The organism is Flavobacterium sp., assembly GCF_046296355.1.
Classification (GTDB): Bacteria; Bacteroidota; Bacteroidia; order Flavobacteriales; family Flavobacteriaceae; genus Flavobacterium.
Genome location: NZ_JBKBLM010000016.1, coordinates 18,980 through 44,185, shown reverse-complemented (window position 1 = coordinate 44,185; position 25,206 = coordinate 18,980). Strand labels below are relative to the sequence as shown.

The 25,206-nt window shown below is 34.7% G+C and carries 13 protein-coding genes; 2 read left to right on the top strand and 11 right to left on the bottom strand.

Annotation, left to right across the window (positions count from 1 at the left end):
• Positions 1–46: 46 nt before the first annotated feature.
• The 8 genes from ACK4HO_RS08030 to ACK4HO_RS07995 all read right to left on the bottom strand — a co-directional run bounded on the left by ACK4HO_RS08030 (position 47) and on the right by ACK4HO_RS07995 (position 16,497).
• On the bottom strand, positions 47–1,297 hold the full coding sequence (locus ACK4HO_RS08030; RefSeq protein ID WP_409664698.1) for a glycosyl hydrolase family 17: 1,251 nt from the start codon (positions 1,295–1,297) through the stop codon (positions 47–49).
• Entirely contained in the window at positions 1,297–4,764 is a 3,468-nt protein-coding gene (locus ACK4HO_RS08025) for a hypothetical protein (RefSeq protein WP_409664729.1), read from the bottom strand. The genes ACK4HO_RS08030 and ACK4HO_RS08025 overlap by 1 nt, the downstream gene beginning before the upstream one ends.
• A gap of 94 nt (positions 4,765–4,858) precedes the next feature.
• Entirely contained in the window at positions 4,859–5,572 is a 714-nt protein-coding gene (locus ACK4HO_RS08020) for a family 16 glycosylhydrolase (RefSeq protein ID WP_409664696.1), read from the bottom strand.
• A gap of 128 nt (positions 5,573–5,700) precedes the next feature.
• A complete protein-coding gene (locus ACK4HO_RS08015; protein ID WP_409664694.1) occupies positions 5,701–7,116 on the bottom strand; it encodes an Ig-like domain-containing protein in 1,416 nt (471 codons plus the stop codon).
• Between the two features lie 16 nt (positions 7,117–7,132).
• Positions 7,133–10,264 (bottom strand): glycosidase, encoded by a 3,132-nt coding sequence (locus ACK4HO_RS08010; protein ID WP_409664692.1) that lies wholly within the window; start codon positions 10,262–10,264, stop codon positions 7,133–7,135.
• A 337-nt stretch (positions 10,265–10,601) separates the two neighbouring features.
• Positions 10,602–13,433, bottom strand: coding sequence for a triple tyrosine motif-containing protein (locus tag ACK4HO_RS08005; protein WP_409664690.1), 2,832 nt, complete (start codon positions 13,431–13,433; stop codon positions 10,602–10,604).
• A 125-nt stretch (positions 13,434–13,558) separates the two neighbouring features.
• Positions 13,559–14,968 carry a T9SS type A sorting domain-containing protein gene (locus tag ACK4HO_RS08000; RefSeq protein ID WP_409664689.1) on the bottom strand — a complete coding sequence of 470 codons (1,410 nt, stop codon included), beginning with the start codon at positions 14,966–14,968 and terminating at the stop codon, positions 13,559–13,561.
• Positions 14,969–15,105: 137 nt separating this feature from the next.
• Positions 15,106–16,497 carry a T9SS type A sorting domain-containing protein gene (locus ACK4HO_RS07995; protein ID WP_409664687.1) on the bottom strand — a complete coding sequence of 464 codons (1,392 nt, stop codon included), beginning with the start codon at positions 16,495–16,497 and terminating at the stop codon, positions 15,106–15,108.
• A gap of 402 nt (positions 16,498–16,899) precedes the next feature.
• On the opposite strand from ACK4HO_RS07995, the gene uvrA reads away from it, so the two are divergent.
• Positions 16,900–19,701 (top strand): excinuclease ABC subunit UvrA, encoded by a 2,802-nt coding sequence (gene uvrA / locus ACK4HO_RS07990; RefSeq protein WP_409664685.1) that lies wholly within the window; start codon positions 16,900–16,902, stop codon positions 19,699–19,701.
• Between the two features lie 40 nt (positions 19,702–19,741).
• Here the strand turns inward: uvrA and ACK4HO_RS07985 are convergent, their stop codons facing one another.
• Positions 19,742–20,917 carry a M28 family peptidase gene (locus ACK4HO_RS07985; RefSeq protein ID WP_409664683.1) on the bottom strand — a complete coding sequence of 392 codons (1,176 nt, stop codon included), beginning with the start codon at positions 20,915–20,917 and terminating at the stop codon, positions 19,742–19,744.
• A 274-nt stretch (positions 20,918–21,191) separates the two neighbouring features.
• Between ACK4HO_RS07985 and ACK4HO_RS07980 the strand changes: the two genes are divergently transcribed.
• Positions 21,192–21,785 (top strand): hypothetical protein, encoded by a 594-nt coding sequence (locus ACK4HO_RS07980; RefSeq protein WP_409664682.1) that lies wholly within the window; start codon positions 21,192–21,194, stop codon positions 21,783–21,785.
• Positions 21,786–21,876: 91 nt separating this feature from the next.
• Here the strand turns inward: ACK4HO_RS07980 and ACK4HO_RS07975 are convergent, their stop codons facing one another.
• Positions 21,877–23,313 (bottom strand): MFS transporter, encoded by a 1,437-nt coding sequence (locus tag ACK4HO_RS07975; RefSeq protein WP_409664680.1) that lies wholly within the window; start codon positions 23,311–23,313, stop codon positions 21,877–21,879.
• A gap of 128 nt (positions 23,314–23,441) precedes the next feature.
• Positions 23,442–25,199: a family 43 glycosylhydrolase gene (locus ACK4HO_RS07970; RefSeq protein ID WP_409664678.1), complete on the bottom strand. Its 1,758-nt coding sequence runs from the start codon at positions 25,197–25,199 to the stop codon at positions 23,442–23,444.
• Positions 25,200–25,206: the final 7 nt, after the last annotated feature.

Genomic DNA, 25,206 nt, shown 5'->3' with positions numbered 1-25,206 from the left:
TCAAAAATTTAACATTGGTTATTTTACACTGAATCTTTTGCACTCTTTATTTTTTTAAAATCGATGTTGGTGTTTTTACTTCCAACCATAATGCTTTTTCGTCGCCGCTGTAGGTCTTTGTAATGGGCTTACCGTTTCGGGTTAAACCTTTAAAAGTGCCCTTATCAATCTCTTTCCAAAGGGCATACTTGGCTTGCGATTGCAAATTGATTAATCCAAAATGATTTTCTGAACCCATCGGATTTGCGCTATCTTTCCAATTCTCATCAAAAGCTTCAAAATAGAAGCACGAAATTTTATTGCTATTGGACCATTCTCTTATTAAATTATAAAACTGAGCCGATTTGTACTCATCGGTAGCTTTAGAACCTTCATTTCCATAATGCTCATTAGACATTGAAGCCCAACCCGTTTCGCCAATGTGAACTGGTTTATTGACACCAATTGATTTCATATAATTGACCACACTATCGTATTGTTGAACAGCATAATCTCGAGCTCTAACCATCGCAGCATCTATCTTTTCTTTCTCAGACAAACGCATTTCACTTTCTTTTACTCCCCAAAAAACCGGGTTGTAATGAGTGTCATGCATTGGATAAGTGTGCATCGAAATGTAGTCAACCGCTTTAATCAATTGGTTTAGATCTTCAACATGATACTCTTTTCCACCTCCACCCCAAGAGGCAAAATTGTCTGATGAGGTTATCCAAACTTCTTTGGATAATTTGCCTTCTTTTTTTAAATTTTGTAAATGATTAACCCATTTTAAAATGATATTTGGTGTTACATAATAACTCGCGGCCCATTTTACCATGGCTTCATTTCCTACTGCTATAATTTTAACAATATCAGGATATTGATTGGCTAATCGGACTGCTTCCTTAACTTCGACAGCATTTCGTTCGCTTTCTTCGTTATGAATTGGAGGCAAATTTGTCCACGCATTTTTGCAATCAATCCAGGCACCTAACATTACATACATTTCGAAACCTTCAGGTTCTTTTTTTAACTCACTTATGGCTTTTAGCACATTAGAAACCTCTTCATAATGAACATTATAAGTTCTGATAATTTTAATGTTTAAGGCAGCAAGTAACTTTAAATCCTCCTTTATTTCTGCGATTGTGGGTTGCTTTTCTCTTGTTTGGGTTCGGTATCCGCCATAACAAATAGCTTGGCACTCAACATTTCCTAATATTTTCTCTGCGGTCATTTCTTTTGAAACTAAATTGCTAGTGTTTTTTTGATTACATGCTATAAACAAGAGTAGTATGATGTAAATTAATTTGTTCATTATCTCAAATTATTTTCATCTAAATACACCACTACTTGGGAAATTTCACCATTTCTGTGGAATATTTTTGTGCTTTGCTCTTTGCTTAATTCTAGCGAATCCAGTGTTTCTTTAGAACCATTTGCGTTGTACAATTCTATATGGTTTGCAGTAGCTATTTTGTATATAACAGGCACTTGACAAACTGTGAAGGCCATACTGTTTTTTGGAATAGTTAATGGCATCTTTGTGCCATCGACTAAAACAAAAGTAGCCTCAATTTCTTGTGTCAAAAACTCATTTCTAAGCAGAAAATTAGGTTGAAAATGCAATTGACCGTCTTTCAGTTTTACACCTAATTCTCCTATGCGGGTCAGAATATCTTCTTTCACTTGTCCGGTCATTCCGGGTTGTTGTGCTCCTTTATTAAATGGTGTGTGCGAATAAGGATCGGTTGGAAAAGCACCATAAACTTGTGGTGACTTGTGCACACCGATTCCGGCTCCAACGGCATCAAAATGGGTAATTAATGATTTAATTGTGGTTTGATTTTCATTGGATTCCACAGCTGTCTCAATAACTTCTAATACTGCAACATGCAATTTAGAAACCATGTGCCAATAGATAGAACCCAAACCTTCATACCCATAAAAAGTACCGGAACGTCCTGTGAATGCTTTGTGATTGAAGACATCTTCAAAAATTTGCAACACCAGTTCTGACTCATTATCTACTAATAACTTATAATCTTGTTGGTTTGCTAATTGAAGAAGAGCTTCCTTTACATCATTGGCATTATGAAAATTGCCATTGAAATGATAATTTCCTTTGATGTCCTGATTGACTATTTGGAAGTTGTTATTATCCAAAAGCTTTTTCAATAAAATTGATTTCTCAACCCTATCCTTAGGCAGGGTATTTTTTTCTAAAAATTTAGGAAGCGCTTTATTCGGATATAAAATATAACTGTTCTGTTCAGGTCTGTACAAAGCACTATTTCTCAAGGCATCCAATACCTCTAATGATTCTTTACCATTTAGAAAACCTGAACTTAAGACTGCTACTTGGCCTTCGAGCATTTCGGGTAAATAGGAAATTGATACTCCATCGTTTGCTACAGACATCAGATTGTAAGCATGATATAATTTGTCTTCTCTCTGATTGGCTTTAATGGAATGCTCTATAAAATCTATGCTTACTTGGGTAAACTTCTTCAAACCTTCCATGGAATGGGTTCGTTTTTTGCCCCAAAAACCACTGTTGTATACTTGGTAACGATACTCTGAAGCAGCTTGTCCTAAAGCATCCAAAATTTGCTTTCTGTTTTTGTCGTTAATAGACTCAGACAGTAAAGGTTGGAAAGCAACCAAATTTTCTCGAATAGCATGGTAAAACTCAACCATTTCATTCGAAATTTTAATGGTCTCCTGATTAGAGTTCTCGAGTAATTGTTGGAAAAATTTCAAAAATCTTCTCAAGTAATATAAAGTAACCATTGAAACACCATTCCCGACCAGAGCATTATTAGCATCATTCCACTCCGGACGTTGGGTATTCATCCAAATACCGGCTTCGGGAATAAAATTGGACATTTTTGCCAAAACTGTGGCCAAAATCTTTTCGATTAAATTGACATGGTAGATTTCGTCGTTATTGTCTCTTAACAAAGCGCCATCAGCTCCATTTTGATTTCTTCTGGCATTTATTTTGGCATCCCATTCATGGTTGAATAAGATGGTGTCTTTTGGATTTTGCAAAATCTCCTGATACGACTTAATGGTATAAGGAACGGCTGCATAAACAAAACATTCTTTGTCAAAGTAGCTATTGAGTTTACCGGGTTGGTATTTCTCTATGAACTCTAAAAATTTTAATAGATAAATGATTTGATGGTCTCCCCAATATCCAATGTAAGACCAAGGATTATCCGGTTCGATGGTTTCCCAATCAAACCCGTCTTTGGTAACGCGATAAGGATTGTATCCGTCAAAAGTAGAAGCATTCAGAAATTTATGAATCATTCCATCGATAAAATCAGGATAAGCATACGCTAAAGCTTCCCAATTCTGAAAAATATCGCGCCAATTCCCTTGGTAATCAAGGATTTTTGAGCCATCAATTTCACTTCTTGTATTGATAGAAAATTTATTCCACGGACGGCTTGGATCACCGTGTCTTCTGCTGAATTTAAGCGGTAGATATTCAGTACACAAACGCAATAAATCGGCATCCTCATTTTCTGTAACTTGTTGTTGCAGATACGAATAATTGAAGGTTTCCGGCAAACGACTCAAAAAAAAGGCTTGCTTTTCTGAAACAATTTTGTTTGCTTTTGCAATATAGTTTACAAAATCACTTTTATCAATTTGGTAATTTTCATCAAAAATTCCACCACGCATGATGTTGAACAAGACATTTGAAAAATGACGGGTATCTTTTCGGTTATCAGCAGTGAATTGTAATCCGTCGGCTGTGGCGTTTAATGCAATTAAGTTTTGGGTTCCCAAATCGACATCTTCAACCACTTTACGGTCAAGAAATTTATCATTACAAATGGCCTCAGTCAAGGCAATTACTTGCGATTGATTTTGGTTTACATTGGCAACAATCTTCCATTCTTTCGATGAATTGGATTGTAAAACAACTTCTGAAGAGATAAAATAAGCGCCTTTTTCACCTTTAACATCGGTTTCTTGCTTGATGATTTGTCCTTTTCTGAAAGCAGCAAGTTGTAATGAAGACAGTAAATAGGTAGGCTTTTCAAAGCCCAATGACCAAACAACATTAGCTTTTAAGGCTTCGCTTGGTTCAGCTTTATCAACAATAATAGCGCTCAGGGCAAAAATCCCTAACCCACTTTCAGCATGAAGTTCATTTCGTTTATAAGCATCTACCAAATTACTGGTTGTGGCTTGTAAATCACTATTAACTCCTTGTGGCAAGACATTTTGAATACCATCTAAAAGAGTAATAGTATAATCTGCAGTTGCATTGTTAATCAATTTTGAGGTTTTAACAAAGCCAAACAAGTTGCTACTACTCCATTGGTATCTGAAAGTCAGTTGCAAATCATGGTGAATTTCTTCAAAAATGATTTTGTTTCCGTAATTGTTTTTGTAGAGATTTCTGCTAAGCTTATACTTATCATTAAAACGTTCTGAAAACGGTTCCCAAATGTAGGTTTGGTCTTCAGAGTGAATTTGGAAAACAGACTTACTCCCGGTAATATCTGCAAATTCAGTTATTTTATCATCCGTATAATAAGGAAATAATGCGTATTCAGCATTTTTCCTTCCGGCGGAAATACCGCCATTGCTTGAAATAAACAACCAATGATTTGAATCGCTAACGACACTCATGAAGAATGGTCGCATGGCATCATTATTGGCTATTTTATAAAATTTTTCTCCATCTAACAAAACGATATCCATGGACACCTTTTTATCTTCAATCTCATTATCAACTAATGTGGTTTGTTTGTCAATCATAATAATTAAAAAGAGTTCTTTGTTTTTCTGTCCAATCGAAGCCATAAAAACAACTAGACTTTTTATACAAGAAGTCTAGTTGTCTTTATTACATTTATTCATATACTCTTATGTAATCAACTAACATTGTTTGAGGAAATACCGTTTGGCTATTTGGAGTACCTGGTAAATTTCCACCTACAGCCATATTTAGAATAATATAAAAAGGCTCGTTGAAAACCCATTCTCCGGGAACATCTTCGGGTGTAATTTGATTGTATAAAACGTCATCTATATAATAGTTTATGTAGTTTTCTCCCCATTCAATTCCAAAAATATGAAAGTCATTATCAAACCTATCATTGAGTAATGAATAGCTTTTAGAAATGGATTCGGCACCTGAATAACCTGGTCCATGTACTGTACCAAATACGGTGGTAGGATTGTTACCTAAATACTCCATTACATCTATTTCACCACATTGTGGCCATACAACGGTGTCAGAATTTGCACCAAGCATCCAAAATGCCGGCCAAATCCCTTTACCCCATGGTAATTTGATACGGGCTTCGAATCTTCCGTATTTTTTTTCAAATTTTCCTTTGGTCAAAATTCTTGCCGAGGTATAACCAGCTCCCATATAAAGTTCTTGAATTGCTGTAATTTTCAACATTCCATTTTCAACCACTATGTTTTCAGGTCTATCCGTATAATACTGTAATTCATTGTTACCCCATCCATTGTTACCTGTACCGATGTTGTAGCTCCACAAACTAGCGTTTGGTGCGCCATTTGTGTCAAACTCGTCTTGCATAACCAATTGTTTCATCGTTGTCACAGTTTGTTTTTCATCTGTTGAGCAACCTATAAGCAACAGGGTTATTCCTGTTAAGAGACAACTTCTTTTTATTGATTTAATCATTATATGTATTTTAAATGTTTTTAAATAAAGTCTAATTAGTTATAAAAATAGATGTTATCTGCATAAAGTACCGAACCATCTCCACCTTCTAGTATAATTTGGGCTAAATGTGATCTACTCAACAATAGAGGCATAGCTGAAAAAGGAATTTCTATTGGAATCCAAGCTTGGGAAACTAAAGTTGGGGCTGTAAAAGTGGTTGAATGTCTTGTGTCATCTCCACCACCAAAAACACCATTTGCACCAAAATCAACTACAATAACCCTAAGTTGTCTACCAGGAGCAACTGGTCCTGGAATGAAAACATCTAAATGTATACCTGTCATGCTATTAGCATTTATTGTAGGGTTACTAAATTCAATACCAACGAAATTAAAAATGGTATAATTCAGAATATTGTCTCCTAAAACAGAAAAGTCATTTGAAACAGTAGTCTGCCAAGGCTGCCAATAACCATTATAATAGTTTACAGGAACATTGGTATAAGCATCCGAAAAAATTGAAACTACATTGGCTTGATTTCTTGTAGGTACAGGAGCATGAATAAAAGTACCTGCACAATTAATAGTTAAACTACCAGTAGCGGGAACACCTCCAAAAGTAGCAGTTATTACAGTAGTCCCAGCACTTATAGAAGTTACAAGTCCAGAAGCATCTACAGTTGCCACACTAGGGTTTGACGAAGAAAATTCTAAATAAGAAGGACTAATTGATACCGATTGATTAATTCCTGTAGGTAAGTTGAAAGTAGCAATAACTCCATCAACACTTGAAGTAACACCTGCAAAAGTAGTCTGTGTTACATTATTACCATTCATTATTGAAGCTTGTCCATGGGCAATTGTTCCTAATTTCTCAAATCTCAATTCATCAATCCAAATAGTATAGCCGGCTCCATTAGTTCCGTTAGAACCTGCTGCATATCTAAACATTCCGCGTTCTTGCAAAAGTCTTGAAGCTTCTGGTATTGGAATAATGTACTTTGTCCATGCAGTTCCAACGCTTACGTTTCTCATGGTAGTAATAAACTCATTTGGGAAAAAATCTTCTCCAAAACCAAATTCATCAATAGTAACTCCTTGAGAAGCTTTTGCCCAAAATGTTAAGGCATCATAACCTGTTAAATCACGTCCAGCACCATCTATTCTAAAAATACCACCGGCATAACTTCCCAAAGGATCATTTGCATTTGGTACATCGAAACGAATTGAAGCATAACCTTTATAGGATTCTTCAGTATCAACAGAAAATGCTGTAAATTTAGAGTTTCCGTATGGAAAGTAAAAATTGCTTCCCAAACCAATAAAATTATCAGTGAATATTTCACCGTTTTTTGAGTATCCAGATAACGTTGCGTCATCCGATAATTCACGATCACAATTGACCGCTGAAATCAATACTATAAACAATAGTAGTGACTTTTTTAAATAATTAATTTTTGTATTTTTCATTTTTCAATTTTTTAAATTATTTTCCAATATTTATGTGAATGTATGTTCTAATTTCCCATTCAGATCCGTTTCCAAAACCAACCGGAGATAAAATTGGTTCTGTAGCAAATTCTGTTGCCGTTTGGTTAGGCGAATATCTCGGAGAAAATTGATTCAAAGATCTCCAAATACCCATAATTCCAATTCTGGTATCAGGCAATATAAACCAACTTGGTTTTCCAACAGAAGTTGAAATATCTAATGATGTTTGTAACGGATAAGTCAAATTAAAATCTCTGTGATAATCAAATGGACCCCAATCGTTAAACTTTATTGCACTGGTAACTTTTACTTTTCTATAAATTAATCTTACATCACCTCCTGCTCTGTTAATGGTTCTCTCAGAATCACCGTTTGCTTGTCCGTTCCCAAAATAAACATTGGCTATAAACCCTAAATCAGTGCTTAATTTTGAAACTATTCTGGTATTTGATTCCCATAAATCTTGAGCCGGCGCAGATCTTTCAAAAGCAAAAGCTGTACGATTGGCTAAAAATCCGATAGCTGCATCTTGATTGGTTGGTAAATGTCTGAATACAAAACCTGTACTTACTGCAAATTTTGCATCTTCTAACATATCGTTATTCCATTCATACATCCAGGTTGCAGGAGTTGGATCCCAAGTGATTAATAACTCTCCACCAACAGTTTCTCTGTTTGCTCTAACTATAAATGGGTCTTCTAAAATATTACGCAATCTTCCCGGTGCATCTATACCATTAGGCATAGCATCAACCAATGGTTTTTGCCATAAGAAGTTTGGTGCAATTTGTAAATTGGAATTGACATTATAAGTAAAACCGGCTAAAAAGTTCATTTGATTTCCGCTTCCAGTATCTTTTAATCTCCATCCGGTGAATGTTTGAACATTATCTGCACCTCCATTAGCAACTAATCCCATGATAGCTCCTTGAGTGTATACATTAAACCTTCCTTTTGAAAAGGTTAGTTTTGCTTTTCCACCCCAATTATCCTCTGAATTTATTTTATCATCATAAGCGGTAAAATTACCCGGAGTAGTTTCAACAGCGTATTGGAAAACTCTTCCGTTCAAAGGTTGTCCTGCCCAAATTCCACCAAATTCAATACCTAATGCACCAAGTTTTGTCTTAAAAGCTAGCGTAGCTCTACGAGTTTTAGGCTGAGGAACAAAAATAGAAGTTTGAATATTATTAGCATTGGCAATATCTTCATGATAAACAGCTGTTGCATCAAACTTGCCTATTTTTTTGCTATACTTCAAAAGTACTGCAGGATTCGCCGCCCACCAAAGTTGTGGACCAAATGCAGCTTTAAAACCACTCAAACTTCTTTTTCCATCTACTTCAAAACCTAATGTTTCTCCGTTATAGATATCTAAATTCGGACCATAATTTGCTTCCGAATACAAAGCAAAGAAGTCGCCTTCATAACCCCAATGGTAATGTCCTGTTCTGTAGAATCCTCTCAAATCAAAATCTTTTTGATTCCAACTGTATGATGCATTATAAACTTGTACTCTGTTGGCATCAGAAATTAATACCGGCCCTTCAGTTGTTTGAATAGTTTGTGTACGGCCTCTATTTTCGTAAAATATTTCATTTATTGGATTTTCAGCTACACGACCCAAAATATTAACGTTCACATTTGCTTTCATATTAGGTGCCGGATTTCCTTCAACACCAATAAAATAAGATTGCATGTGGTCAAAACCTAATCTATTAGGGTAATTAGTTGCATCAGGATCAGCTGCATCAGGTGTTGTAATTAAACTACCACCTGTATTAAAAGTTGTGAACTCTGCTCTTAAATTACTAATTTTAAGAACCTCACTGTCATTGCCACCTAAAGCAGCTTTGTCACCTCTTGCTCTCAAAACAGCATCCATAATCTGCGATTTATCAAAATGACTGTCAATTGAAGTCAGTGTTGTTCCGGCAGCAAAAGGATTTAATTGATGTATTTCTTTTAAAACATAGTAAGCTGCTCTCGGGTAAAGTTGGTAATGACCTTTCTCGTCGGTTGATCCTTTGGCGCAAATCCCAAACCATTCTTCATTCATATTGTTTTGACCTTCGGTAAAATCTTTTTGATATCCACCATTAGACCATGACGCATTGGAATCGTGCAAATCTAAATTTTTAGTTTGTCCAAATTTCCACCATCCATCACTAAATTGGAAAGTAAAACCACCTAGTGAATTACCTGCTTTTCCTTGGCCTGAAGCATTCGCATATATTTCTTTCCAGTTCCCTTTTAGGTAAAAAGATTGTGCTTTTTGGTCTTCTTCATTACTTAATACGTTAAAGGCATCGGCGCCAAACTCAGTAAACAATACCGGTTTGCCATATTCTTTTTTTACACGCTCAAATAAATCTCCAAAAGAAACCCCTCTATAAACGTTAGTTCCAAAGATGTCAACATCTTTACATTCTTGAGCAACTATATCAAGGAATAACAAATCACCATTACAAATCGCTATCGGATGTGATGTATCAATAGACTTCATCGCTACACTAGCCTCATTGAATAATTTGTACATTGATTGAGCTCTTATGGTTGACTTTCTATCTTTAATTGGGATATTTTCTGTTTCAGCACCATCCCAAAAAAGACCATAATTGTTTTCATTTCCTAACAAGAACAATAACAAACCTCTTGTGTCTTTGTAATCAGAAGCCATTTGTTTAACTTCTTTCATCAACAACTCACGTGTTTTAGGATCGGAATACTCAGTATTTGGCGTCCAAACTCCGTCTAATGTTAGACCATAACGACCAAAAGAATGATTTAACATGGTGTGAATCCCAAAATTATCATAAACGTATTCAATCCATTTTTTGGGCATTCCCGAATAAACTCTTATCGTATTAACCCCCATGTTTTTAAGTAGCCCCATTTCTTCATCCAAAGCTTCTTTGACAAAATCATCAGATTGATTCCAAAGACTGTAGGAATAATTTGTTCCAATTGGAAAATAATCCCAGTTCATTCCATTTACAATAAAATCTTTGCCATCGACTACGAATTTAGTTCCATCATTATTATTCGCTAAAACCACTTTATTGGCCTGCGAAAAAACAGAGGGTGAAAAAATCATGATGATGAATAATAAAATTAAGTTTTTCATTTTTAATAATTGTTTTGGTTGTTATTGAAATTTGATTTTTAGTTAATGAGCTTTTAATCAAAAACGATTTAAATTACATAATTTGTAATTTTAGGTAGTTTTTATTAATGTATCAATAAAAAAAATGGTAAAATATGATATTTAGTAAATTTACATTTTTTATAATTCCAAAAAAAAATAAAAGATTATAGAAACTATACAATGTGAGTTTTGTCAATTAAAAAATGAATTGCACCGAAAACACTAGTAATTTAAATATTTATTGCTGCGAAACATTTGAGAAATAAACATATTTTGTATAGTTAATGTATAGTCAAATCGAAGCGAAAAGACATTCTTAAATAGAAAGAATGTACTCAACGAGACCTGTTTCATGCGGCAAATCCATTTTTTTACGCAAACGATATCGCTTAATTTCAACACTACGCACAGAAATATTCAATAAAGGAGCAATTTCTTTTGAAGATAAATTCAACCTTAGGTAGGCACACAATCTTAAATCATTTGGTGTTAAGGTAGGATATGCTTGTTTTACTTTCTTCAAAAAATCATTATCTGCAGAATCAAATGCCTCTTTAAATACATTCCATGCTTTATCGGCCGAAACGTTTTTGTTTATAGTTGTAGATATTATTGATTTGACACTTCTGGAACTGGCTTCATCAGATGATTTTTTTAAATCTTCTCTGATTAAGGCCAATAACTCATCTTTTTTAATCAAACTCATTGTGGATAAGGCCAGCTCTCTACTTTTTTCATTCACATCTAAGGAGAGTTGTTCATTTCTTAATTTCATTAATTGCTGCTCGTTTTCTAACTCTTTTATTTCTAATAAAAGATTATTTTCATCTATCAATTTTTGCTTCTGCTGTGAATAATAATTGACATAAGCTTTGTTGATATAATAGGCCAACAAACAAATTAAAAGGAAATAAATAATAATGGCAAAGTTTGTACTGTACCAAGGTTTTGCGATTGTAAACGAGTAAACAGCGACATTTTCTGTCTGTGAATTAACTAATTTAGACCTAACTTTAAATTTATAATCTCCCGGAGATAAATTTTTGAAATTAATGGTTGGTTTAGAACTCCAATCACTCCACTGATCTTGAAAACCTTCAAGCAAATATTGATACTCCGCGATAACGTATTTATTATATATCGGAACTGTATAACTAAACGTAATATTGTTTTCATCATGTGAAAATGAACCCGACTCAGTTATTGATGAACTTATTAAATGTCCATTTAATTTATTAATACTAATATTCGAAATGGCAACATGGTTATTTTTGAAATTTAATTCATCAATATTAAAAGTATAATAACCATCTGTGGTTCCAATTATATAAACTGAATTAGACAATTGCGTAATGTTTTCATAGCCTAGCATCGTATTGGTAATTGATGACGGTATAGAAATCACATTCTTCTTCAATTCAGAATTTAATTTATTGACCGTGAAATAATTAATGTAATTCTTTGAAAAAAGCCATAGTTTATTAGAATTGTCTATAATTAATTTCCCTGAAGAGTATTCATTATTATCAAAAACACTGCTTAGTATATTGTCTTTTTCAAACTGTTTGGTTTTTTGATTCAATCTGAAAATTCCATCTTTGTAAGCGTAGTAAATAGAATTGTTAAATTTTGACAACCCTGCATTCTTCCCTTTATAAGGATATTTGTAGGCATATAAACCAGAACCTTTACGGTATTGAGAATCCAATTGAAAACGAAATATTCCTTTATATTCATGACTTACATAAACTTCATTAGATTTAGTAGTTACAAAATATTTAGAGGAATAATTAAAACCGGATATTTTGTTTCTGAAAACCCATTGATTGTTAACTTTTTCCAACACAGACATGCCGTAATAATTCCCCTGAAGCAATAAATTCTTTTTATTAGGTACTACTTCCAGTTTCCATGTTCCGGATTGTGAAAAAATTAGTTTTGAGTTGTCATTTTCAATTATAAAAGTCCCGGAATCATGACCACAAAACAAAACGCCATCATGTACAAAGAGTGACCAGACTTGACCTTTCGTTCCTTTAACAAATTTGAATTGACTCTCATTTAAATAATCTTTATAAAATAACCCTTGATTTGTTCCTAAATACAAAAAGCCTTTATAAATGATCGAAGCATAAACGGTTCCTAAATTTCCGGAATCATCCGAAAAACTTTTAATTGGAGATTTTAAATTGATACAGTTGATGCCGTTATCTAATCCAAGCCATAGATTATTATCAGTATCTTCATATATAGACAAAACTGTATTATTGCTCAATCCTTTTCTTTGTGTAATATGGTACTTTACTTTGCCTTCTTTTGTCAAAATAAAAACACCGTTGGAAATGGTTCCAACAGCAAAATTACCATTGGCAATCATTTGGCTACTATAAACACTACTTGCTGCAATCTCTGAATCGGCTTCTGTATTGAATTTGACCAAATTTCCATTAGTCAGTTTATAAAATCCATCAAATTGTGTATGAATCAACAAGCCTTCATCTATAGCAAATACGTTTACTATTTTGTTGTTTTTTAGAATTGAATTATTGGATACCAATTTACTGGTGCCATTTTCGATTTCAAACAAATCAAAATTAACCGTTTGATAATATATTGAGCTTTCCGTTTTAAAAGATTTTAAAATGCGACTATTAGGGTTTACAATTTTAAAAACACTCGTTTTGGTATCATAAATATAAATTCTATCTAAGGACTGAAAAATAACCCACTGATCATAATTTAAAATGTTCCAAAACTGTTCGTCTACATTAATTTTTGACTTGATTTTATGACTTAGAGAAGTATACTTAAGCCTGCCATTCTTTTCTCTGACCCAATACCCAAATTCCATGTAGCAACCCGTGTATATTTTATCCCCAATAACTTTTACAGAACGAATAATAGTTTCATTAGGGGATTGATAAAGAGCCCAATTAGACCCATTAAATTCAAGTAATCCTTCATTGTTAGCAAAATATACAAAGTGATTTTTATCTTGTGATATCATCCAATTCTGATTACCTGCATTGTATGTTGTGGAGTTATATTTTACAATGGGCGGTAAGTCTTGAGCAACCATAAAATTGGTAAACAATATTAGTATTGCTAAGCTGATAAATCTATTATTGAATGATTTTTTGAAAGTCATATTTACACAATATTACGAATTCTGTTTACAGAATTACAATTTTTTTATTAATTAATATCGATAGATTACTTTAAATAGAAAAGCACGAAATAAATCTCGTGCTTTCAAAAATAATTAAATTAAAATTATTCTTTGATAAATCTTGTTGAAGAAATATTTCCATCTATAGAAGTTTTTACAACATAAACTCCTACTTGAAGGCTAGCAACATCTAAAGTAACTAACTCAGTATTTGGAGTTCTAGAAATTACTTCTTGACCTAAAAGATTATATACAGAAACTCTTTCAATCGTAGATGTTGTTGATTCTATGTTCAAAACATTAGTAGCAGGATTTGGATATAGTTCTACATTTGAAGCTTCAAAATCGTCAGTTCCTAATGTAGTATTTTTGTGTAAGTAAAGGTTATCATAATATACTGTTCCTAAATCTGAAGTAATAACGAATTGTGCAAAATCAGATACACTTGGACACGCATTGCCAGGAGGTGTATTAATACAATTGAAAGAAGTAAGAGGTAAATCTATAGAAATCCAAGTTCCCTCTGAACCACTTGTCAAAATGTTTGAATTATTAGCAGAATATTCTATAGCATTAGTCTCTCCTGTGGTACCATTCCAGTTTGAGAATTTAAAATTAAAACTTTTATCTTGAGTTGGAGTCGCTGTCCAAATATCCATATGGAAATAAGTAAAACCAGATGCGTCAAATCTTCCTGCTAAAAATGCAATCCCTTCACATCCTAAACCAGTTATTCTATTTGTGTTATTCCCTTCAATTTGTACTAAAGTTGTTGTAGCGCCACACCATGAAGTATTAAAGGTATTATCATCACCGGTATAACCAATAACTGTTACAGGTGTATAGCCAACTAGAGCGTCACTAAATAATGATTTTACATCGGCAGCAGCTCTATTTGGAGGAGTTGGAGCAGCAGTAAGAGGTTGTGGAACTACTGGAGGTGCTCCAAGTGGTCCTTTGATATTATCTACATAAAAAGTTCTCGCTGGTGTAGGAACAGTTGGATTAAAAAATGACACTGCACCTGGAGCCCAATAAGTGTGAATAACAAAACCACTATAGATACCATTTGCTGGGGTTGGTTGGCCATCTAAAGAAGTAGTAAATGTAAATGAAATTGTTTGCCATGTGCTACCACCAGTATGTGATGCAGAAGCTGCTGATATAGCTGGACCACCTGTTCCGCCAGTAACTTTAACTAAGAAAGTAATAGGGGTATCAGAAAAAACATCCATTGTCATAGTTTTGGTAGTTGTTAAATTAACTAGAGAGGTTAGCGTTAAATTTACACCTTGCCAAGGTTCACATGCAGGGTTTCCAACGATTTTAAGAACTTTAGTTGTGTTTGTACCGGTTCCATCTTCAACAATAGGTGTAGGCACTGCGTTAGCACCTATATCGCCAAAAGTAGCTCCTACACTTCCAGTTTCTCCTGGTTCAAATCCTAACAATTGGTCTTGTGAATATCCTAATGAAAAAGTAAAAAGGAATAATAATAATGTAATTTTTTTCATGATTATTTTTATATTTATGTATTAAAAACGTTTTTATTTATTATTTAAAAAACCCAATATTTTAAAAAATGGGGCAAAAAAAAAGGAAAATTCATTTGATATGAAAATTCCTTTTCCATAACTTAATTAACTTAAAATTATTCTTTCATGAATCTTGTTGAAGAAACGTTTCCATTAATAGACGCTTTTACAACATAAACTCCTACTTGTAAACTAGACACATCAAGAGTAACTAACTCAGCATTTGGAGATTTTGAGATTACTTCTTGACCCAAAATATTGTATACTGTAACTTTTTCAATTGACATTTCTGACTCAATATTTAATAGATTCGTAGCAGGATTAGGATATATTCTTGCTTTTAACGTTTCAAAATCATTTGTCGATAATACAGTATTTTTGTGTAAATAAAGGTTGTCATAATAAACAGTTCCTAAATTAGATGTAATAACGAACTGAGTAAAATCAGTCATGCTTGGACAAGCATTACCTGGTGGTGTATTTATACAACTAAAAGTTGGTGTAGATAAAGGTATGTCTATAGTAATCCATGTTCCCTCTGCTCCACTTAGTAATGTGTTGGCATTGGTTGCAGTATATTCATAAGCATTTGTTTCTCCTGTTGTATTATTCCAGTTAGAAAATTTAAAACTAAATACTTTATCTTGAGTTGTTGTAGGTGTCCAAATGTCAATGTGAAAACGTGTAAAACCAGTAGCATTGAATCTTCCAGCAAAAAAAGCTACACCTTCACATCCTAAACCAGTAATCTTATTTGTATTATCCCCTTGAACTTGAACTAAAGTAGTTGCACCTGGACACCAAGAAGTGTTAAATGTATTGTCATTAGAAGGTTGCCCATCTACACCAGAATAATTTAAAGTAGCTATTGGTGTGTAATAATCACTAAATATTGATATTACATCTGCAGTAGGTCTGTTAGGTTGAGCTGGTGCTGCTGTTGTTGGAGAAGCAACACATGGTGCACAAGAACCTCCACAATCAATCCCAGTTTCAGTACCATCCTGAACACCATTATTACAAGTGCTTACAACTTGAACTACGGATACGTCATCAATAAATACATAACCTAATGCAGCGCCCATGTCAAATATAACTCTATCATTAACAGCATCACCATAGTTAATCGTAAATTGATATGTAAATGTTTGTGGTGTAGCTGTCAAAGTAGATGTTGCTGTTAAAGCAGTCCAAGGCGGACCAGCTTGACCAAGACCAACAATCATAGTTCTAGAACTAGTAATGTTGTCTGTAAACGCAACAAAACTTAATTCGTATGTATTACCACTCGTCAATGTAACAACTTGACTAAGATTAACATCGTATGGGTTAGCAACAGCAGTTACATTGGCTTGGTTTACAAAAGAACCTGCGCCAAGATCTACAACATTTGCAGCATTTCCGTACCAAGGTGCAGCTGTACCAGTTTGAAAATTACCATTAGTCACAATCTGACCATATGTCATCGTAGACAAAATTAATGATAGTAAGAAAGTAATTTTTTTCATAATTAATTTATTTTAGTTTGAATGTAAAGTTAATTTTTTGTTTATAGTATGAAGATTTGTTACACTATATAAAAACTATACAGTCTAAAACCTTTCTTAATCGTTCTAAATACAATAACTCAAAGTTAATAACAGTCATTCAAGTAATTGCCAAAATAAATGTTAAAAGAATAAAATGTTGTGGTAATGTTGTATTTATTTTGCTTAAAACTTTATTTCAATCAAACTAAATGTGGTGATTTTAAAAAAAATTAACTCAAAAAAAAACTTTACCATAAAAATAAAAGCATTTTTTAATGATATTGACAAAAGAAATTAAGAGCAAATACTAAGATTTCCTAATTAACTTTGTTACAAACTCCTGTCAGAATTGATTAACTTTGCGAACATTCCTTTTTTGCTATGAAGAGTACTGATATTGCTACACTAGAACCTAAAAAAAACATCTTAATTAAAGGCGCACAAATTCACAATCTAAAGAATTTAGATGTGGTGATTCCGCGCAATGAATTGGTAGTGATTACCGGTTTATCAGGTTCAGGAAAATCAAGTTTAGCCTTTGACACGCTTTATGCTGAAGGACAACGCCGATACGTGGAAAGTTTGTCTTCTTATGCACGGCAATTTTTAGGTCGACTAGACAAACCCAAAGTAGAATACATCAAAGGGATTGCACCTGCGATTGCTATCGAACAAAAGGTAAATACCACAAATGCGCGTTCAACAGTTGGTACTTCAACCGAAATCTATGATTACTTAAAATTACTTTTCGCTCGAATAGGAAAGACTTTTTCTCCTATTTCAGGCAATGAAGTTAAAAAAGATACGGTTTCAGATGTTGTCAATGCTGTAAAACTATTTGACCCAAACAGTAAATGGCTATTGCTTTCTCCAATTCATTTGGAACAAGGAAGACAATTGGAAGACAAGCTGAAAGTTTTACTACAGCAAGGTTTTGCACGTATTTTGGTTGATAACGAAATGGTGCGTTTGGATCAAATCGACCAACATTCATTAGACAATAAAGACATTTTACTCATCATTGACCGAATTGTATTGAATGCTGAAACAGCTGAAGATGAAGACTTTTATAATCGTTTGGCCGATGCCGTGCAAACCGCCTACTTCGAAGGCAAAGGCATTTGTTATTTACAAGAATTAGACACTAAAAAACGTCTGGAATTCAGTGCCAATTTTGAATTAGACGGCATTACGTTTTTAGAACCCAATATTCATTTATTCAGTTTCAACAATCCTTATGGTGCTTGTCCAACTTGTGAAGGTTACGGCAATATCATTGGTATTGATGAAGAATTGGTGATTCCTAATACTTCACTTTCAGTTTTCGAAAACGCTGTTTTTCCTTGGCGTGGTGAAAGTATGAGTTGGTACCGAGATCAATTGGTTAACAATGCCTATAAATTTGATTTCCCTATACACAAACCTTATTTCGAACTAACTGAAGAACAAAAAAACCTGATTTGGAAAGGCAACAAACTCTTCACCGGATTAGATGATTTCTTTAAAGAACTAGAGGAGAAAAATTATAAAATCCAAAACCGTGTGATGTTATCGCGATATCGAGGTAAAACCAAATGTAACACTTGTAAAGGCAAACGATTACGCAAAGAAGCCAATTACATCACTGTTGGCGGTAAAACTATTTCTGAATTGGTTGACTTGTCGATTAAAAGACTAATTCCTTTCTTTAATGAATTGAATCTTTCCGAATATGATGCCAAAGTAGCCAAACGCCTTTTGATAGAAATCAATAACAGACTGGCTTTTTTAAGCGATGTTGGGCTGGACTATCTGACTCTAAACCGAAACTCTGCGACGCTTTCAGGCGGTGAATCACAACGAATAAATCTGTCGACTTCATTAGGCAGTAGTTTAGTGGGTTCGATGTATATTTTAGATGAACCAAGTATTGGTTTACACCCAAAAGATACTGAGAGATTAATTAAAGTACTGAAAAACCTACGCGATTTAGGCAATACCGTTGTAGTGGTTGAACACGATGAGGACATCATGAAAGCGGCCGACAGAATCATCGATATTGGTCCGGAAGCCGGAACTTTTGGTGGAGAATTGGTAGCCGAAGGTACATTTGACGAAATCTTGCAGGCGGATTCATTGACGGCTAAATACTTAAATGGTCAATTGGAAATTTCAGTGCCAAAAAAACGCAGAAAATCCAACAACTTCATAGAAATCAAAGGCGCTCGAGAAAACAATCTGCAAAACATAGACGTTGCTTTTCCTTTAGAAAGTTTAACCGTAATCACAGGTGTCTCGGGAAGTGGAAAAAGTACTTTGGTAAAGAAAATATTGTTTCCGGCGTTGCAAAAGAAACTCGAAGGCATCGGAGACAAAGCAGGACAATTCAGTGAGTTAACCGGAAGTTTTTCACACATCAAACACATAGAATACGTTGACCAAAACCCTATCGGGAGAAGTTCGCGTTCGAATCCTGTAACTTATATCAAGGCTTATGACGACATTCGTGATTTGTATGCCAAAGAAAAACTTTCTAAAGTGCGAGGTTACCAAGCCAAACATTTTTCCTTCAACGTTGATGGCGGAAGATGTGAAACATGCAAAGGTGAAGGATCAATCAATGTAGAAATGGTATTCATGGCCGACGTTTCTTTGCCTTGTGATACTTGTGGTGGAAAACGTTTCAAGAAAGAAGTCTTAGAAGTAGCTTTTGAAGGCAAAAACATTGATGATATTCTAACCATGACCATTGATGATGCCATTGCCTTTTTTGCCGAAAACAAACAAACTAAAATCACTCAGAAGTTACAACCTCTTCAAGATGTTGGTTTAGGTTATGTCCAATTGGGACAATCGTCTTCTACACTTTCCGGTGGAGAAGCACAACGTATCAAATTGGCTTCGTTTCTAGTGAAAGGTGTAACCAAAGAAAAAGCTTTATTTGTTTTTGATGAACCCACAACCGGATTGCACTTCCACGATATCAAAAAGCTATTGGCTTCGTTTGATGCTTTGATTGAAAAAGGACATTCCATCATAGTGATTGAGCACAATCTCGACTTGATCAAATGTGCCGATTGGATTATTGATTTGGGTCCGGAAGGTGGCGAAAACGGAGGGCAATTACTGGCAGTCGGAACTCCGGAAGAACTTGTGAAAAATAAAAAATCAATTACGGCACAATACCTAAAAGACAAACTATAAAAAAAGCCTTCTGATGGAAGGCTTTTTTAGTAAAGTAAATTTATTCTATTATAATTTTTTTGGTAATTCTATTCTTGTTTGTTTCTAATACGGCCATATATACTCCTTTAGACAACCCGGTTAAAGAGACTGTTTCTATGAGTTGCGCATTTTCAACTTGTTTGTAAATTACACTCTTTCCTTGCAAATCAACCAGTTTGAAAGTGTAATGATTGTCGGTCAATGTTCCTAAATTAATATTTAAAAAATCCTTGGCCGGACTGGGATAAAAACTCACTTGAAAATCATTCGACAAATCATTAGTTTCTAATGTTGTGGAAGCCACAGCAAAGTGCAACATGGCACCGGTAGCGGCTTTGGCAATGTTATAAACATAATGCGGATCCATATTGACCAATAAATCAGTTGAAGTATGGCGATGTGGCGTTTCATTTCTTTCAAAAAAACCGGTGATTACTTCATTATTGTCTTCAAACGGCATGTAGTCTGAGGCATAGGCATAAGACAAATAAGTGTTTAAAGGAGAATACAATTGAGTACAAGTAATCAACTGATTGGTGAATGTATTGGAGGCGGCATTGTTAGAAGTCGGACTTCCTGTATCTCTTTCGCAAGTAATAGTATCATTGGTCATATCGGCTCTTCCTCCAACTTCATCAATGTTAAAAACCAAACGAATATCCATTTTTGGATTGGTGGCATTGACTACGGAAGAAACAAAATTCTGGCTTCCAACCAAACCATCTTCCTCACCACTGAAATTGATAAATTTTATTGAATATTCTGTTGGAATATTTTGCAATAAACGTGCTACTTCAAAAATAGTAACTACCCCACTTCCGTTGTCATTTGTTCCTTTACCGGTTATGGTATCATAATGTCCGCAAATAATCACAAATTTATTAGGATAAAGTGTTCCTACTTTGGTCACCACCAAATTTTTACATGTTGAACCCGAATAGGTAAAACTGTATTCTTGCAACTGTGCGGCAGTATATCCGTAACTTAAATATTCAGCTTTCAACCAGTCGAGTGTATTTTGCAAAGCGGTTGTTCCTCTCCTTTTTATGCCTAAATTTTCAAATTCAGTCAGATTGGCCAACACATTAGTTTCAGAAACTTGTTCAACTACAGTTCCGTAAAAAGGCACATAAGTTTGACCATAGCCATTTGATATCAAGAACAAAAAGGATAATGAAAATAGTAGGTTTTTCATTGAAATTTTAATAAAATAAAGTTGTTTAGTTTGCAAGTTCGTTAGCAAATGTACTAAAATTTTAAACATATTCAATACCATAAAAATAAAATGCAAGACAAAAAATGATTCGTAAGGTCTTGTATTAATGACGATTAGACCATCTTAATCAAACCTTAAGAATTTATTTACGGGCTTTGGCACACGTATTGGAATGTACCTTTCAACAGCAATAATAACTGTTCGAAGACGCTGAAAATCGAAAGAGTAAGCAAAACTCAAATTTGTATTGATTATGAAAAAAATTACCCTTTTAGTAGCTACTGTTTTACTGGTTGGAAACGTAGTGAATGCAACAGAAGTAAGAACGAGATATAGCTTTGATGAGCCAATCTCATTTGTGGAAAGAGGCATTGAGTTTTTTGTTTTTCCAAATGGAGACTTTGATTTTAATACCCGTCCACAAGACAGCGAAGGTGATTACTATTACCGAACTGCCGGAAAAAGAGGAACAAAAGCTACGGCAGCTAGAGGCGCTGTAAACTATGGAACTCGAATTGAACATGATAGTTTTGGTAGAGTAAGACGTGTTGGTAACACTTTTGTCAACTACGACAGCCGAGACAGAGTAAGCCGAATTGGAACGGTTTACATGAGATATAACAGACATGCATTGACACAAATTGGTGGAATGCAAATTGTTTACAACCGCAGAGGTGATATTGTAGATATGATTGGAAGCATTAAAGGTTTTAGAAATCAAGGGTATGTTTACCACAACAACTACGATTACGATAACGATTATGCAACAAACAATCCAAGAAATGATGATGATTACTACTACTACAAATCTGATGGTACAAAGGCCAAGATTGAGGATAAAAAATAAATAGTTAGTTGTTTTGGTTAGGTTTTGATGAAGAAAATCCCGCAAAGTTTACACGATGCGGGATTTTTGATTTTATAAAGATTCGGATGGATTAATGACCGCCACTTACTTTTTTATCAAAGTCAATTCCTTGACTTTTTAGTATTCCGCTAACTTTCCAAGCATAAAACGCTAAATAGGCAAAACAGAATACACCTACTATATAACTACTGTGAATACCTAAAATTCCTGCTATTTCTCCTTGCAACCATGCTACAATTCCACCACCCATAATCATCATGATTAAAAAACTGCTACCTTGACTAGTATGCTTACCTAAACCGCTAATAGCTAATGTAAAAATGCAAGGCCAAAGCGTACTACAAAACAAACCAACGCTAGTAAACGCATATACACTTACCATTCCGTCAGTAGTCATTCCAACCAGCAGAGCAACCATCCCTAAAATGGAAAAAATCAATAACATTCTAGCTGGATTTCCTTTACTGACCATATCTGCGACAATTAAAACCAAAATAATTAATGCATATACATAAAATGGCGTTAAATCATGTTTTGCAATAGCATTAACAAACAAGAACACTCCAAAAGCCAAATAGGGTGCAATAAATCGCAATATCTTTTGAGTGTTCATGTTATCTGTAAAGGCTTCAATTGCACCTGTCCAACGTCCAATCATCAAACTTGCCCAATATAATGAAATATAAGGTGCTATATCTTTTGTTATAAAACCAAGATTTTTTTCCATGTATTCTGGCAAATTACTCGCAGTAGATACTTCAACTCCAACATAAACGAAAATAGCAATCATCCCCAAAATCAATTGTGGATATTTCAAAGCCGAACTTCTGGTATTATCTGCTTCGCCTTCCACTTCAACAACAGCAGCCGGTTTGTCCGGTAATGAAGAGAATTTTAATAAAACAGCAACTAATAAGAATGCTGCACCAAGAACCAAATATGGTGTTTTTACACTTTCAATACTCATCTCAGTATTTCCTGAAGTTGCCGAACCAAATATGGCAAAACTAACGATTAGCGGTCCAATAGTTGTTCCAAGATTATTAATTCCACCAGCCATAGTTAAACGCTGTGAACCGGTAGTTATTGGTCCAAGTGCAATCGCCAATGGATTGGCAACCGTTTGCTGCAAAGAAAAACCTAGCGCAACGATAAATAATCCGGAAAGCATTAAAGGAAACGAACCTGTATTCGCCGCAGGATAAAACAATAAAGTTCCTAAAGCAGAAATTACTAAACCTAAAGCCAAAGAGTTTTTATAACCAATTCTATTGATTAAATCACCTTTTGTCAAATAAGAAATAATCATATAAATAATAGAACCAACGGTGTATGCTACATAAAAAGCAACCGATACAAGCTGACTTTCACCTTGTGTTAAATCAAAAGCTTTCTTGAAAACAGGAATTAAAATATCGTTACTAGCGGCGACAAATCCCCAAAAGAAAAATACAGTGACTAAAGGAATAAACTGTGCCCAATTGGTCTTCAAATTTTGTGTACTCATAATTATAGTTTTTGGTTTGGTTGTTAAAAATTAATGCTGAATAAAATTAATTGGTTAAATATACATTTATAAGTAAAAAAAAAAGTTTAGCGGTAGAATTAGTTATTAACGAAGTCATCTTCATAAACTCAATCCGCTCTTTTGATTTCAGACTTTGGTCCAATACCATTGTTGTTAAAAGCTTCTATTTGGAAATAATACGCATCAGATTTGTCCAAACCATTGAAATAATATTCGGTTTTTCCGTAAACCATAATCGAGCCGTATAATTTATCAGGTGATTTGCCAAAGTAAATTACATAAGCGTCTGCATTTTGTTCCTGTTGCCATTTGAACCAAACATTTCTTCGTTCACCTTTTACTTTTGGTCCCGAACGCAATGGCACAAATCCTTTAACTTCACTTGGCTTTGCTCCGCTTCCTTTGCCAAAAACCCTAAAACCACTAATCGCAAATTTACCCGTTGGCATCCCGATATTTTCCAGTTTTAAATACCGAGCCGAAGTCGGAGTCTGCAATTCGATGTACTCGTGCGGAACATCTTTAGTGCTTTTGCTTTTGTCGATTAAGACTTTCCAGTTTTTACCGTCATTAGAAGTATAAATGATGTATTTGTGTCCCAAGGTCGTTTCGGGTTTGCCCATAAATTCAGCATCTTGATCGGCATAGTTGATTTGAATCGCGTTGATGGTACTTTTTTCGCCCAAATCCGAAATCAGGTATTCTCCTTTATTAGCCGTTTTAGCCGACCAATAAGTCTTGATATCTTCATCTACCGAAAGGTTCGCCTGAAAGCCACCCAATGTTGAAGAAACTTGAACCGGTTTGTTATAATTCAGTAACATCCAGCCGGCAAAACTTTCGCTTAAATGGCCTTTGTTTTCCGAAGGTAAAAACGTTGGATAATCACCATAAGCGGTATTCGAATACAAAATATCATCTTGATCAAATCCGGCAGGCCAAATGCCCAAACGGCGTTCGAAATTGTTTTTCACACAAACGCCAATCGTAGAAATATGCCAATACTGGTTGTTTGCATCGGTAAAAGTCGCTCCATGTCCTGCACCACGAGCAAAACCTCCGGGTTTATACGAAAACGGATTGTGTGATTGATACTCAAAAGGACCAAGCGGATGATTGCCCACATAAACGCCATCGGCATAGCCACTGAATTCGGTTCCGGGCGCACCATATTGCAAGTAATATTTACCGTTGTGTTTGGTCATAAAAGCGCCTTCGGTAAACGGTTGCAGGAAAGTATTGTCGTTGTGTTCACCAAAGCGTTCCCAACCGTGTTCATCGTCATTCAATGCCAACACCGGAATTCTCTCGCCTTCCGGTTGGAAAGTTTTACGATTGAGTTTCATTCCGTACAACGGATATAAATTGCTCGAACCGTAATATTCATAAACTTCGTCTTTCTCTTTGTCCCAAAAAATCTGTGGATCCCAAGCCGCGGCTTCCGATTTGTGGATTAACTCTTTCCACTCGCCTTTCGCCGGATTAGTGCTCATCCATAGCGGGAACTCTTTTCCGTGAGTTGAACCAACTACCAATAAAGTATCATTGACAAAAGACAAAGATGGTGCACACAATTCGTCATAAACTTTGTGTTCGGGACGAAGGAATTTTTTAGAAATAAATTTCCAATCCGATAAGTCTTTGCTATGCCAATAACCCCATTGATTGGTAGAAAAAAGATAGTATTCACCCTTAAAAAAAGTAATTACAGGATCAGCTGTAGCGCGGTGTTTTCCTTGCTTTACAAAATCGGGAATTGGGCAATAACCGTAGTCAATATTAATCGGATTGCAATATGTTTTTTGTTGGGCAATTCCAAAATTTGAAATCAATAACAGTAATAGTAGTGCAATCCGATGTTTCATAAAAGTG